Genomic DNA, 14185 nt, shown 5'->3' on the forward strand with positions numbered 1-14185 from the left:
AGGGTCGTCTAGAAAACGAGCCACTCTAGGAGTGCTGGCTCGTTTTCCTTGCCTGTAAGAGTATATCGGATACGGAGGTATCGGCAGTCTACCGCTTCCTCGATGACGATGGGCGATCCATTTGCTGGTGAACTACTGAAGTCTACTAGAGTGGACCAAGTCCCGCCGTCTCGTGAATGTTCGAGGATGAAGAACTGATCCTTCCAACCGAATTCGGGTAGTATCTCTTGTCTAGTAACAGTCACTACGGAATCGAATGATTGTTGAATCGTAGGCTGTGTATCGCCGATAGCGGCTTCCCATCGGGTGGCGTAGTTGTTGTCGGTGGCGTGCTCGGGAGCAGTATGATTGTTTAGGGAGCTTGATGCGGAAACGGTCGAGGAAAAGGGACTGCGGTTCTCCAGCCTACCCGCTACGAGAGCTGGTCCCTCGTGGGTGGGAGAAACGGAGTCAATCAATCCATCGCCTGTGAAGTTGAGTTCGTCCACGCAGATCTGGCGATGCACGGGCTCGAAAGGGACGTTGTGTCGATGGTAGAGAATGTAATGCTGTCCTCCTTCTTCGAATACAGTGTGGTGGCCCGGTGAGGATACGTTTTTCGAGTGGTCGGTCACAAGGATTGGGCTGTTGCTCGCTTCCGCAAATGGTCCTAGAGGTGAGGCGCCGATGGCGTAGTGGACCTGGTAGGTGTCGATGGTGGTTTTACCATCTGAATACATAAGGTAGTATCGCTCATCTTTTTTAAGCATGACAGGAGCCTCGAAGTAGTGAGTTGGGGTGAGGTCTTTGACCTCGCCGTCGAAGCTAGCCATATCTGGAGCAAGTTTAGCGGCGTAGCACCTTCCGTTCACCCAATTCCATCCGGAACCCCAGTACAAGTAGGCGCTGCCGTCGTCGTCGATAAAAGCTTGGGCATCGATCATGTGATATTCCCGTTCGAAGTCCGCAGAAATCATGGGCTGGTCACCCAACGGATTCTCCCAAGGCCCCAATGGATGTTCGGCTACGCCTACCCATATTTCGCTCCCCACGGAAACATGCATGTAGAACATTCCGTCGGTTCCCTCTATGACGGACGGTGCCCAGACCATGGCTCCCATGGAGGTCGGGCTTGTGCAGGCGGTCTTGGTCGGCCAGTTTAGAAGGTTAAGCGTCCAGTTTTTGAAGTCGCTCGACTCCCAGCAGGACAGCTGTTCGCCGCCCCAAGGGTCGATGGTGGCGTAGATGTAGTGCTTTCCTTCATACGAAACGATGGACGGGTCTGCGTAGTAGCCGGGGATAATAGGGTTGGCATTGTGCGGTTCCTCTCCGGGGACGTTTCCAAAGCTGAAAACGGTCATGCAACAAGCGGCGAAAGCAAGGAGTGATTTCATGGGCAGTAGAGATTGGGGTAATGATCGAAACGTCGAATTGTGTTCCTATCGGAGGTAGGCCCTTGGAAACCAGAGTGGAAACAAAAGTCTTCTTACAGTCCTAGTGGCTCGAGTTAATCGGTAGGGTTACGACTGCGGTCTCGAGTCCTTCAGCGGAAAACTCGACTTTGATCTCCCCGGAGTCAGCGGTGGCGCGGATGTAGGCGACGAGTTTACCTTGGTCCGGAGGTGCTATGTTGTCGCGATGGTTTTCGGATGCGTCGCGGGAGGCATTTTCAAGGCCGATCAAATCGCCTGGACCGTGCACGGTACAGGTGATTTGATGCTCCGACCCGTAGACCAAGCGGTTTTTAGAATCGGTCACGCTTACGTTGATGGGTACGATATCGTATTTGGAATCCAACTTCATTGCCACAGGTTCGGCTTGCAAGGTGCTCGCTTCGCCGTCCGTCCAGATCGCATCGGTCGCGATGCGCATGCCGTTTCGGTAGGCGATGACTTCGAGTTCTCCGGGCTGGTAAGCAAGATCCCATTCGATGACTCCGGTTTCGGGATTGTAGTTTTTGCGCTCCCCGACTTTCTTTCCGTTCAAACGAAGCTCCGCGGTGTCCCCATTTGTGTAGCAAACGACGGTCACCTGCTGGCCGTCCTCGTAGTTCCACGACTGAGTCCCGTAGACCGTGCGCCAAGCCGGTCTGTCTTCACGATGCAGATACGTTCCGAGATAAGCGACGGGCTCGTTCGACCAGAGCGCTTTGCGGAAGTAGCCGCGTGGTTTGATCTTATTGGCTAGATCCACCATGCCGGAGGTGAAGCCACGTGAAGGCCAAGCTCCTGCTTCCCCGAGGTAGTCGAAGCCGGTCCAGATGAATTGGCCGAAAATATAATCGTTGTCCGTAACGGCTTTCCATTCGGGAAGCCCGTGCCTTGTCTCGCTGCCGTAGAGAACGCGTTTCGGATAGGTTTTGTGATCTTGTTCGTAGCGTATCTCAGTGTAGTTGTATCCAACTACATCTAACGCGTCGGGATAAGCCGTTTCGTTAGACATGACAGGGCCAGCGAGGGCGGCCGTGACGGGGCGGGAGGTATCGTGTTCACGAACAACGGCGGCTAGGCGATGGGCGATGGCTCCCAATCGCTCGGCTGGCGGCTGGTCTTTCTTGTAGCCGGAGGTGTGTTGCTGATCGATGCCTTCTTCGTCCAAAACGGGATGGCTGTAAGGATCGTTCGGGTAGTCGACTTCGTTGCCAATACTCCACATGATGACGGAAGGGTGGTTACGGTCGCGTTTGACCACAGATTCAAGGTCCCGCTCTCCCCATTCGTGAAAAAAGTCAGAGGCTCCTTGGAAGCCGGGTTCACCCTTATTCCAACCTTCGATCCATTTCTTTTTCGGGTACTCCCATTCGTCGAAAGGCTCATCCATCACGAGAAAGCCCATCTCATCGCAAAGATCATACAAGTCGGTCGCTTGCGGATTGTGGCTCATGCGGATGCCGTTCACTCCGATTTCCTTGAGGGTCTTGAGGCGTTCGCGCCAAACGATCTTAGGAACGGCAGCGCCTAGTATGCCTGCGTCGTGATGTAGGCAAACACCCTTGATCTTCATCCATTCCCCGTTCAAAGCGAAACCCTTGTTCGGATCGAAGGTGAGGGAGCGGAAGCCCACGCGGGTGGAGGTGGAGTCTATGGCTTCTTCCCCTTCGAAAAGCGTGGTCTCAAGTTCATAGAGTGTCGGGCTTTTGGGGCTCCAGAGCAGTGGGGCCTTGACTGCGAATTGCAGACGCTCCTTCAGCGTACTTTGGTTTTGTGTCGCTAGGTCCACGGATACGCTGTCGACGAGGGCGCCGGATGCGTCTTTCAATTTGTGAACTAGGGTGAGCGTCGTATTTTTGGACGCGTTCGAGAATTGGGCGGCGTGGTTACGGATCTGGGTGTCGACGAACAGAGCAGCATCTCCGCTTTTTTCCATTTCTGCCCAGTAGTGTACCCCCCAGAGGTCCAAGTGTATTTGGTTGGCGGTGACAAGATGCACAGGCCGATAGATCCCGGACCCGGTATACCAGCGCGAGTCTGCGGAGAGACTGTGGTCTACGCGAACGGTGACTTGATTGCTCTCTCCCGCATTAACGTGCTGTGTGACGTCGTACATGAAAGATACGTATCCGTTCGGGCGATATCCTACGGATGCTCCGTTTACGAAAACCTCGCTGCGATTGTACACGCCTTCGAAGTAGAGGTAGAAGCGTTTGCCTTCGTTTTGGACAGGGATCTCGAGCTCTGTCGTGTACCAACCGATACCACCAGGAAGATAACCGGTCGCGCTCGCTTTGTCGGGGCTGGCTGGATACTCGACGCTCCAATCGTGGGGAACGATGACGTCTCGCCAACTGGAATCTCTCGTGTCCAGTGTTTCAACGGTGATCTCGTCGCTGAGGTTGAATTTCCATTCTTCCACCTGCTGCGAGTCGCCGAAGCCTTGGGCAAAGACTGAAGCATTGAAGGTGAGGCAGGCTAGGGCGAGAGCGAGGTTTTTAGACGCCATTTCGTTTGGGGCTAATGAGTTATCGACGGTGCTTGAGCACCGCGTTGTAGTTAGTTTCCGATTGGGGTGATGAGATAGCTGTAGGACATGTCCTGCGGAGCGATTAGGTATTGCTCGTGCGGACGCAAGCCCCAGCTCGTATCGCCACCGACACCCATTTGGGAGTGGTCGATGTTTACGCTGACGAGCTCGCGATGAAAGATGTCGCTGGTTTTGCTCTGGGCTTTCTCCAAGCCCGGATCGAAGTCTGATTCGTACTGGTGACGCGCATTGAAGCCGAAGGGGCGATCTACAGCCTGTATGGAAACCCCTACACCTTGGTCATTAGTGAGAGACAGCCAACGGGTTTCGGTGCGGTATCCATTTTCTTGGGGCCGTCCGTATGCGAAGAGAAGATCTTCGACGCTCGATTCGTATTGGCCGAGGAATGCAGCCGTTTTACGGTCCGAATAATTTTCGAAGGGGCCGCGGCCGTACCAGGAGGCGTTGGAATACGTTTCCTGTAGGATAACGTTGTTTCCGAAACGTGGCAGGTCTGGGAGATCGGCGGACAAGCCGCTGAGGTTATTCTCGACGAGGATCGAACCGTCGCCAGAAATCTCATACACAATTTCTAATGTTCCTTCGACGGCTCCTAGCTTGTGGGTTGCACGGACCTTTAGGTTCCCATTCGCCAAGGTTTCATGGGTGAAGCTAGCGAGTTGCGGAGAATCGGTCGCTTGCTTCCAGGCGCCGTGTGTTTTGGGCATGCGGTAGCCGAAGTCGTTGTCGATGGGTGCTCGCCAAAAGTTCGGCTTCAGCGGTTCCTTGAGGATTTGATTTCCTGCGTAGCTGAGGGCGGAGAGAGCTCCGGTTTGGGTGTCGAAGGCGGCTTCGAAAGAAGGTCCGGAGACGATTACTTCGTTTCCGTTTTCTTGTATGGTCGGAGAGGCGGGTGAGCCCGTCGCTTGCTTCGCCAGTAGCGGAGCGGAGAGAACGAACTGTTCGGCGGCGAGTTCGGTGCCGACAGAGAGAAGCGGCTTTTTGACGCTGAGCGCTGCGGCGAAATTGAGCAGATACTCACCGTCTTTCTCGTTGAAATCGAGCGTATCCAATTTTACGCGACGCGATTCGCCAGGTTTGAGGTCGTGTACAGGAAGGGTATTGCTTCCGACGGGCTCGCCGTCTTTTAGCAGCGTCCAGCTAATCTCGAAGTCGGAGAGGGAGGTGAAGTCGTAGCCGTTGGCGATTTCGACCGTATTTGTTTTGGCGTCGAAGTCGCGGAACTTGATGAACTGGTAGACTTTCTTGACTTCGTAGAGTGCGGGATGGGCGGTGCGGTCGGCGTTGATGAGGCCGTTGAGACAGAAGTTTTGGTCGTGCTGCAGGTGTTCCCCGCCGAGGTGTCCGCCGTAGGCCCAATAGTCGTTTCCGTTCTCGTCTTGGGCTAGCAAGCCCTGATCGACCCAGTCCCAAATGAAGCCACCTTGCATGATGTCGTAGGACTCAATGACGTCCCAATAGTCTTGCAAGTTACCGACACTGTTGCCCATGGCGTGGGCGTACTCGCACTGGATGAGAGGCCGTTTGGGATCGTTTTCGGCGTACTCGATCATGTGATGGAGCTGCCAATACATGGGAACCTGGAGGTCAGAGTTCGAGTACTGGGTGGCGCCTTCGTATTGTACGGGGCGGGTGTCTTGGACTTCCTTCAGCCAGTCGTAGGCGGCGAATTGGTTTTGTCCGTTGCCGGCTTCATTGCCGAGCGACCAAATTATAATGGATGGGTGGTTCTTAGAGCGCTCGTACATGCGTTTGGTACGATCCATGAAAGCACCTTTCCACTCGGGCAAGTAGGCGGGGTGGACGGATTCGTCGAATTTGCCTTGGTTGGTAGTGCCCATGCCGTGCACTTCGATGTTGGCCTCGTCGACGACGTAGAAGCCGAGTCGATCGCAGAGCGTATAGAACGAGTCCTCCTTCGGGTAGTGGCTGCAGCGGATGGCGTTGATGTTGTTTTCTTTCATCAACTGCAGGTCCTTGAGCGTCATGCTTTCTTCCATGACGTGACCGGTGACGGGATGGTGGTCGTGCAGGTTAACGCCTTTAAGATAGATGGCCTTCCCGTTGACGAGGAGCTGGGTATTCTTAATTTCGATACGACGGAATCCGACGTCGAAGTGGGAGACTTCTGGTTCTCCTTTCTCGGGTGTCGCGGTGACAGTGAGGGAATAGAGCTCAGGCGTTTCGGCGGTCCACTTGCGGACGGCGGGAATGGTTTTCTCGAAGGTGATGGTTTTGCTTCCTTCAGCGGGGAGCTTCACGTTTTTCCGGAAAGTGAAAACCTCTTTGTCTCCATTCTTAAGCGTCGCGGTGAGGCTTAACTTTTGAGCCTTGGCAGCGCTGTTGGTGAGCTCGAAGTCAGTGTTGAATTTTCCGTTTTGATAGGAGTCGTCGAGGTCGGCAGTGACGGTGATGTCCTTGAGAGTGGCGGTATTGGTGGCGTAGAGCCAGACGTCTCGCTCGATGCCGCTGAGGCGCCAGAAGTCCTGGTCCTCGATGTAGCTGGCGTCGGACCAGCGGTAGACTTCAAGGGCGAGGGTGTTGGAGCCCTCTTGTAGGTAGTCGTTAACTTTGAATTCTGCCTCGGTTTTGCTGCCCTCGCTATAGCCGACCTTTTCGCCATTGATCCAAAGGTAGAAGGCGCTGCGCACGGCGCCGAAGCTGAGGAAGATGTCCTTGCCATCCCAGTCGGCGGGTACCGTGAACTCGCGGCGATAGCTGCCTACGGGATTGTGGGAAGGGTCGATGTGGGGCGGGTTCTTTGGGAATGGGTAGACGAGGTTGGTGTAGATGGGGATGCCGTGGCCCTCCAGTTCCCAATTGCTGGGAACTGGGATGGTGCCCCAGTTGGAAACGTCGTAGGACGGGTCGGCGAAGCCGATGGGACGATCAGCGGGCTTGTGTACCCAGTTAAATTTCCACTCGCCGTTGAGAGACTGGTAGTAGGGAGAATCGGCTCGCGAGGGAGTGGATGTCAGTTCTGCGTAACGGGTGAAGTTCGCTTGCGGCGGCTCTCGATTTACCTGGAAGATCTCGGGAGTATCTAGCTCGCTACCGTTGAAGCTTGCTGGAATGCTGGTCATGATGGCTGCAAACAGGGGCAGCAGGGTCTTGTGAACAATGGCCATTTTCATAAATGGGTTAAGGGGTGAAGGAGTGAAAGTCCGGTAGGAGTCTTCCCGCCAGCATCATGAATGAAAACGTCGCTTTCTCCATCCGACTTTGGACGTTGGAAACGGGGTAACGAGCGCTGGCGGCAACCCTACGGTCCGGCGAGGATACAGGGTCAGACCGCGGTCGTCCATCCCCCGAATAGGGGAAAGTCGTCAGGAGACTAACTCACGGTGACGCTTCTGTCGTAGGCTCCGGCTGGCCGTCGACCTTTTGTTCGAATCGCAGAAACGTGGAACGTTAAGGAGGAAAGGGTCCGGTAATGTCTTACTCGAGCCCTATAGCGAATTCGCCGTAGCGATTCATACCTGCTCCGCCTCCGGAGCCTGCGTCGTAGATGTAGCGCAAGATGTAACCGGAAAGTGGCGACGGGTAAGATGTTCCCCTTACCCAATCTGCCCGAACGTCAGCAACGCGGAGTACCGCCGGTCCCCAGCCTTGTTGATCGCTCGTGCTGTATAACTCGCCTGTCTCGTCGTCGATGAAGAGTACATGGAGTGAGTCGCCCACCACGATTAGGTCTGCTCCAGGTTGCTGGGAGTCAGCCGCTTCCCTTACCACCGGTCTTTGGGTGATGGCTGTCGCCCGGGTGGGCTTTCCCGCTGCTTGTATGCGCCGCTCCCAGAGTCGGAGGTCTGAGAGTTGATAGGCGATCACGAGGGTATCGCTTGCGGGAAGATAAGCGAGGGGGAGAATGGAGCCGAAAGCGTCTCGGCCGGTACCCACGCCTTCAGCTATCGGTACGGCTTCGCCTAGAGAATTGTCCTTGTCTAGGCTGCGATACCATAGGGTGCCGTCGCCTCTAAAATAAGCAAGGTGCGTGGTGTCGGCTGATCCCAGCACGGCCTGCGGCCCTGCGAGGACGGCAGCTGCTCCGGATTCAACCAAGTGGCTGGGGCCCCACTCGCCATCCACTGAGCGAATGCTATACCGTAAGCTCTCGCCCACGTAGAAAGCGACCATGCTGCCATCGCTGCGAACAACCAAAGATGCGCCTTGGGCGATCGAACGTTCGTGGGCCACCGCCTCGTCGGTCACCGCCCACTGGTCAGGAGCGCTAGGGTGGTCTGAGGTGTTGAACGCATGCCGGAATGCGGTCTGTGTGACTTGGTGAATAATTTCTATGGTACCGTCGAGCAGGCGTCCGTCTACCGATTCCAGGTCGTCGGTCTGCGGTCGATTTTCTCCGTCGACCTCGTGCCAGGTCCTTCCACCATCCTCAGATTTGAGCATCATGAACAAATTGCTGCTTTCGGCGGGTTCCATGATGAAGTAAAGGTCTCCGTTGCTCGCTTCCCAGGGACCGATACGGCCGGGAGTTTCCACGAAGGTTCCTCCAAGGTGGCCGTCGCGAATAGCTAGTTGGAAGGAAGCGACGCTAGCGCCGGTAAGAGGCTTTCCGGTTGAATCAGCTAGGCGGATATCGAACAAGTCTCCTTGTTCGTTGGTTTTAGCTCCATCCAACCATCTGCGGGCGACCAAAGCCCACTCCAATTCCATGTGGCCGCCTCGCTCGCTCCAAGTAGGTGCAGCCGCCGCGAGATTGACTCCGCTTCCGCCAGCGAATGGTAGGTTAGAGCCAGACAGTAAGTCGATTGTCGGCTCGCCATGCATGTAGGCTGGAGAATGCACGGAACTGATCCGGGGCGATCTCGGCTCCTCGCCCTTGGGATAGGGGAAGTCGTAGGCACCGATTTCGATCCAATCGTCGTCTCCATTTCTCCGATACTGAAGGATGACTCCTGCCATACCCGGTAGGTAGGCTTTGGGACGTTCCCATTCGAAACGGAGGCGGAAAGGTTGGTCGGCATAGATAGTGACAGTTTCATTGGGATTGCCGGCCCATGAGTTCGGATCGTTCAAAGCTGCGTTCAAATCCGTTCTCGCTCTCCAGGTTGGAGCAGCGCTGGCTGATAAGACTCCGAAGGTGAGGATGCCGATTAGACCGAGACTCTTTGAATAAACCATACGGATAAGCTAGGTCGCGTTTTGGCATCTAAAAGCGTATTCAGATCTTGAAACACAAATGTAACCTAACCGCGATAGACCTTGTGGATTTACAAAGGGTATCGCTAGCAAGTGCACATCGCATGAGCCAGCAACCCATACAATTTAGAGCGTGTCTCAAGCTCCATCCCTGATTGGTTTTACATACGAAAAAGGGGGTAATCAAGCAGTCCTATGAGTTTTCGATGAGGATTTTGAGCCACGCGACCTTAGGTAGCGTATAGTAATGCTGGATACGCTCGCCAGTGGATGATTTGTGCCGGGTGCGCATCCTTTGGGAAACGCTCGGGCAACGGTTGTTACTGTTTGGAAACGTAATTGTAAAGGCGTCTGGAAGCGATTGACAGGGTGTCTGTGCTGGGGCGTGACGGAAGCCTAACACTTATCACTCCCCGACGTTTCAAGGCGTCGCCAAATCCTTATGAACCGAACCTCAAACTTTAAATATTGGAAATGCCTATCCGCTGCAAAAGGCATTTTTGGAACGAGCATCGCGAAGATGGCGTTGCTTTTATTATCAGTTGTAGTTTTCGAGCCGATGTTGGCGCAAGCTCAGCAGGATACCGGGTCGATCACGGGCCAAGTTTCGGAAGTGGACGACGGTCGGTCGCTGCAAGGCGCGATCGTCTCGTTGGTCGGGACTCCATACCAGACTGTAACCGATAAAACAGGACGTTACTCGATCTCCGGAATTCCCGCCGGTTCCTACACGGTGCGGATTCGGTATCTCGGCTTGGAGGAAAAAACGAGTGAAGTATCGGTCCAAGCGGGGTCAGCGAGCTTTTTGAATGCCTCGCTCGCGTATGACGTCGTGGAGCTCGACTCTTTCGTGGTCCGCGCTGTTGCAGGTGGACAGTCGAGAGCGATCAACCAGCAGAAGACGGCGAGTGGCATTGTCAACGTCGTGTCGGAAGAGACTTTTGGCGCCGTGCTGGATGGGAACATCGGCCAAGCGCTTCAACGTTTGCCGGGCATCAGTGTCAACGAGGACCAAGACGGTTCCGCTGGCGAAATCAACATTCGTGGCATCGCTGGGGAATTCAACTCTGTGCAGGTCGACGGCAACCGAGTCCCTTCATCGGGCGGTAGCCGCAGCTTCAACCCGCGTCAGCTAGCAGCCGATGGAGTGACCAACATCGAAGTGATCAAGGCACCCACGCCCGACCGGGATGGGGATGCGATTGGCGGTATTGTGAACTTGGTTTCACGCAGCGCGTTCCAGCGCGACGGTCGCTCTGTTAAAGTGAAGGCCGCGGCGGTCCTCAACGAGGAACCTGGCAATTGGGGCGAGTCGCTCAGCCTTTCCTACTCCGATCTCCTGAGCATTGGCGGTGGCGAGCGGAATTTGGGCCTGAGCTTCACCCTAAGCAGCTACGACACGGACCGATACTCGCGCAATGCGGACCAAGACTGGATCCAAGTTGATGCTGAGACCAATCCTGAACTCAATCTCGGGGGTTATGACCAGCCCGTCTGGTTCATGGAATCCACTCACTTCGAGCACGACACCCGCAAGACGAAAACGCAGACCTTGAGCGGCTCGGTCGACTTTCGCACCGACGAAAGCAATTCCTACTACTTCCGCCCAATCATAAGCCAGTACCAGTGTGGTGGAATAAAGTACGAGACGGACATTGATATCGATACGCGCTTCCAAAACCAGGATGGCGGGCGCAAGACTTACGATTCGCTCACTCCCACTGGCGGCCGCGGCACGGAAGATAGCGAGGCATCACGGGGATGGATCGCCACCCTCGACGACCAGGATAACAATCTCTATTCGTTCTCGGTGGGTGGAGAGCACGATCGCGATTGGGGCAAGTTGAGCTATGATGTCTTCTTCTCCCGCAACAAAAACACCGTCAACAAGGATAACGAGCTGAACATGCTCATGGAACCTGAGGATCCGTGGTTTATTTTTGAATACGAAATCCTAGACCCGAACGGAGACATTCGCGTGAGCGAAGTAAACGGAGTCGATCCAACGGACTTGAGCCAGATGACCGAAGGCGAACTCGAGCTAGTGACTGCCGAGAAGATCGAAGAAGTCCTAACCTTTAGAGCAGACTGGGAGCGTAGCTTCGCGACGGACTCTGGTGGCTTCACATTCAAGGCAGGTTTCAAGCGCCGCGCCAGCGACCTGCACTTCGACCGTACCGTCGATCTTTACGAAATGGACGAAGACTTCCCCTATGCGGACGTCTTGGAAACTACGGACGAAGTTTTCTTCCTAAAGCCAAAGTACTTCAACGTGCGGCCTGCTGCCGGCGAGTCTCTTCTGGTCTCCGATCCGGAGCTTTTCGAATTCGTGGAAGACGACTCCTTGGAAGATAGCAATGTCGGAGACTACGACGCGACCGAGACTACCACGGCAGGTTACTTCATGGGCACCCTCCGTTCCGGTATTCACACCGTCATTGCTGGGGTCCGGGTGGAGCGTAACGAATGGGACAACCTCAACAAGCGGGTTAGTTACTTCAACGAAGTCCCTTCCGTTTCAATGGTCGAGAAGGGTAACGCCTACACCTTTTGGCTGCCCGGACTGCACCTTCGCCACGAGCTCAACGAAAACCTGATCCTTCGCGAGAGTTACAACCGCAGTTATGGCCGCCCTCGCCTGAGCGAACTTTCGCGCGGTCGATTCATCAATGACGATGGCGACATCGAAGACGGCAACCCGGACCTCAAGCCCGCGATTTCCGACAACCTCGACGCGCAATTGGAGTACTATACATCCCAAGGTGGTCTCTACTCGGTCGGCTTCTTCTACAAGGACATCGCTGACTTCACTTACACGCAGGTTTACGACTTCAACGAACTTGACGGCAACGGCATTCCCATCCCAGCGGAAAACGGCGACAACGAGTACGAGCGTCCCGTCAACGGAGCCGGCGCGACCAACTACGGTCTGGAATTGATCGCCCGCCAGCGTCTTTACTTCCTGCCTGACGCGCTCAAGGGTTTGAGCGTCTCGGCCAGCGCGACCTTCACCGAAAGCGATGCAGAGTATCCAAATCGTGACGACAATCGCGACCTTCCGTTGGAGGGGTTCTCCAAGACGCTTTACACCCTCACCATGGATTACGCACGCGGAGATTTCACCGCTCGCCTCGACTACCGTTTCCGCGACGACTATATCGAAGGCCTGGGAGACGATATTGAGAGCGACGAGTTCTATGCGGCGGAAGACCGAATCGATGCCGAAGTTGCTTACCGCGTGAACGAAAGGCTTCTGCTCTACCTCACTGGTACGAACCTGACGGGAGAACCTCAGATCTCCTACCAAGGCTACGCGCAGTTCGTTGAGGACGCCAGTTTTGCAGGGGCCAAGTATTCCTTTGGTGTCGAGTACACGTTCTAGTTCTCTGCAGGTTTCAATTCAGCAGCCTTGGGGCAGGTTCGCCTGTTCCAGGGCTTTCCTTTTTTTGCTCAAACTTTTCGCTACCATGCAATTCATCAAGACTTTGGTCCCTATTCTCATTGCCTTTCCGCTTTTTGCTCACGACTCCGACCAGCACGAATGGAAGCCGACCCGTTATTCTGATGCTGAGGCGCACGCTCCTACACCTTTGCCCGACCGCGTGGTGTTGACGTGGGCGGCCGATCCAGCGACGACACAATCCGTGACATGGCGAACAGACGCGTCTGTCCATCGCGGAATCGCGCAGATCGCGATCGCCAACGACAATGGACGGGCCCTGAAGACTCGCGATGTGGAAGCGACCACCACGGATTTTACGAGCGACCTCAACAAAGCGCACTACCATACGCTGACCTTTGCCGACCTTCAGCCCGATACCCAATATGCCTATCGCGTTGGCGATGGTGAGAACTGGAGCGAGTACTTCCAGTTTCGCACCGCGAGCGCCGAGCCTGCACCCTTCACCTTCGTCTATTTCGGCGACGCTCAAAATGACGTCAAAACACACTGGTCGCGTGTTTTTCGCGAGGCCTTCCGTTCCGCTCCACGAGCAGCGTTCACCCTGCACGCGGGCGACTTGATCAATGAAGACGCTAGCGACGCCGAATGGGGCGAATGGCATGGCGCTCCGGCTTGGGTCAACGCCACGGTTCCGATCGTTGCCACGCCCGGCAACCACGAATACTACCGGGCCAATCCCGGTCCGAAGAACGAACGGTTCTGGAACGCTAAGGACGGCCGCGAGGTCGCGCTCGATGTGAGCTTCGAGGAAACGGACGCTGGTGGATATCGCCTCACGGGCCGCGCGGCAAAGGGAATGGCTGGCACGATCGACATCGACGATGATGACAAGATTTTGGCCGCTAGCGGTAAGCTTTTTTCGGAGCTCGGCTACGCGGAAAATGAGTTACTCGGAAGCGAGTTCGACAAGGCTCCGCTGCGGGATCGCTTGCGGGAACGCGGCACGCCGACCGTGAGCCGCCACTGGCGTCCGCAGTTCGCATTTCCAGTTCAGAATCCGCCCGAAGGAACTGAAGAAACCTGCTACTACATGGACTACCAAGGTACGCGCATCATTTCCTTGGATTCATCAGTCCGCCGCGAGGAGCAGATCGCTTGGTTGCGCCGTGTACTTGAGGACAATCCGCAACGGTGGACGATCATCACATTTCACCATCCCATCTTCTCGCCCGCTCGGGATAGGGACAATCGCGAGTTGCGCGAGCTTTGGAAACCGATTCTCGACGAGTACAAGGTCGACCTCGTGCTCAATGGGCACGACCACACTTATGCACGTACCGGATTTGTGGATACTAAAGTTTCCGGAACTAATTTTCCAAGCGGCTACCAGCAAGCGTATGACCCAGAGATTGGGACAGTCTATGTAGTATCGGTGAGCGGGCCGAAAATGTATCCAATAACCAAGGGCGACTTCGCGGTTCGCACTGCGGAAGACACGCAGCTTTACCAAGTGATATCAGTCGATCATGACGAGCTGCACTACGAGGCTCGTACGGCGACCGGCGTGCTCTACGATATGTTTACCCTAGAGAAAAGAGCCGGAGCTCCGAACCGTTTGCATGAAGCGTTGCCGCCCGAAAACCGTCGCCCTCAAGTGAAGTGAGC

General features: G+C 55.3%; 6 protein-coding genes. 2 read left to right on the forward strand and 4 right to left on the reverse strand.

What is annotated here, in order from left to right; translation table 11 throughout:
- Nucleotides 1-8: 8 nt before the first annotated feature.
- The 4 genes from QEH53_RS20800 to QEH53_RS20815 all read right to left on the reverse strand — a co-directional run bounded on the left by QEH53_RS20800 (nt 9) and on the right by QEH53_RS20815 (nt 9099).
- On the reverse strand, nt 9-1373 hold the full coding sequence (locus tag QEH53_RS20800) for a family 43 glycosylhydrolase (protein ID WP_309025152.1): 1365 nt from the start codon (nt 1371-1373) through the stop codon (nt 9-11).
- 100 nt (nt 1374-1473) lie between these two features.
- Nucleotides 1474-3918: a sugar-binding domain-containing protein gene (locus tag QEH53_RS20805; protein WP_309025153.1), complete on the reverse strand. Its 2445-nt coding sequence runs from the start codon at nt 3916-3918 to the stop codon at nt 1474-1476.
- A 50-nt stretch (nt 3919-3968) separates the two neighbouring features.
- On the reverse strand, nt 3969-7088 hold the full coding sequence (locus QEH53_RS20810) for a glycoside hydrolase family 2 TIM barrel-domain containing protein (RefSeq protein ID WP_309025154.1): 3120 nt from the start codon (nt 7086-7088) through the stop codon (nt 3969-3971).
- Between the two features lie 310 nt (nt 7089-7398).
- A complete protein-coding gene (locus QEH53_RS20815; RefSeq protein WP_309025155.1) occupies nt 7399-9099 on the reverse strand; it encodes a hypothetical protein in 1701 nt (566 codons plus the stop codon).
- Between the two features lie 538 nt (nt 9100-9637).
- Here QEH53_RS20815 and QEH53_RS20820 point away from each other — a divergent pair.
- Nucleotides 9638-12499, forward strand: a complete 2862-nt coding sequence (locus QEH53_RS20820; protein WP_309025156.1) for a TonB-dependent receptor — start codon at nt 9638-9640, stop codon at nt 12497-12499.
- 85 nt (nt 12500-12584) lie between these two features.
- Complete coding sequence (locus QEH53_RS20825; protein WP_309025157.1) at nt 12585-14183, forward strand: fibronectin type III domain-containing protein; 1599 nt, start codon at nt 12585-12587, stop codon at nt 14181-14183.
- Nucleotides 14184-14185 lie beyond the last annotated feature (2 nt).

This window comes from Pelagicoccus sp. SDUM812002 (assembly GCF_031127835.1).
Lineage (GTDB): Bacteria > Verrucomicrobiota > Verrucomicrobiia > Opitutales > Opitutaceae > Pelagicoccus.

Bases quoted from the DNA above. Each gene is read 5' to 3' on its own strand.
- QEH53_RS20815 (WP_309025155.1), bottom strand. From the start codon at position 9,099: ATGGTTTATTCAAAGAGTCTCGGTCTAATCGGCATCCTCACCTTCGGA.
- QEH53_RS20805 (WP_309025153.1), bottom strand. From the start codon at position 3,918: ATGGCGTCTAAAAACCTCGCTCTCGCCCTAGCCTGCCTCACCTTCAAT.
- QEH53_RS20800 (WP_309025152.1), bottom strand. From the start codon at position 1,373: ATGAAATCACTCCTTGCTTTCGCCGCTTGTTGCATGACCGTTTTCAGC.
- QEH53_RS20825 (WP_309025157.1), top strand. From the start codon at position 12,585: ATGCAATTCATCAAGACTTTGGTCCCTATTCTCATTGCCTTTCCGCTT.
- QEH53_RS20820 (WP_309025156.1), top strand. From the start codon at position 9,638: ATGGCGTTGCTTTTATTATCAGTTGTAGTTTTCGAGCCGATGTTGGCG.
- QEH53_RS20810 (WP_309025154.1), bottom strand. From the start codon at position 7,088: ATGGCCATTGTTCACAAGACCCTGCTGCCCCTGTTTGCAGCCATCATG.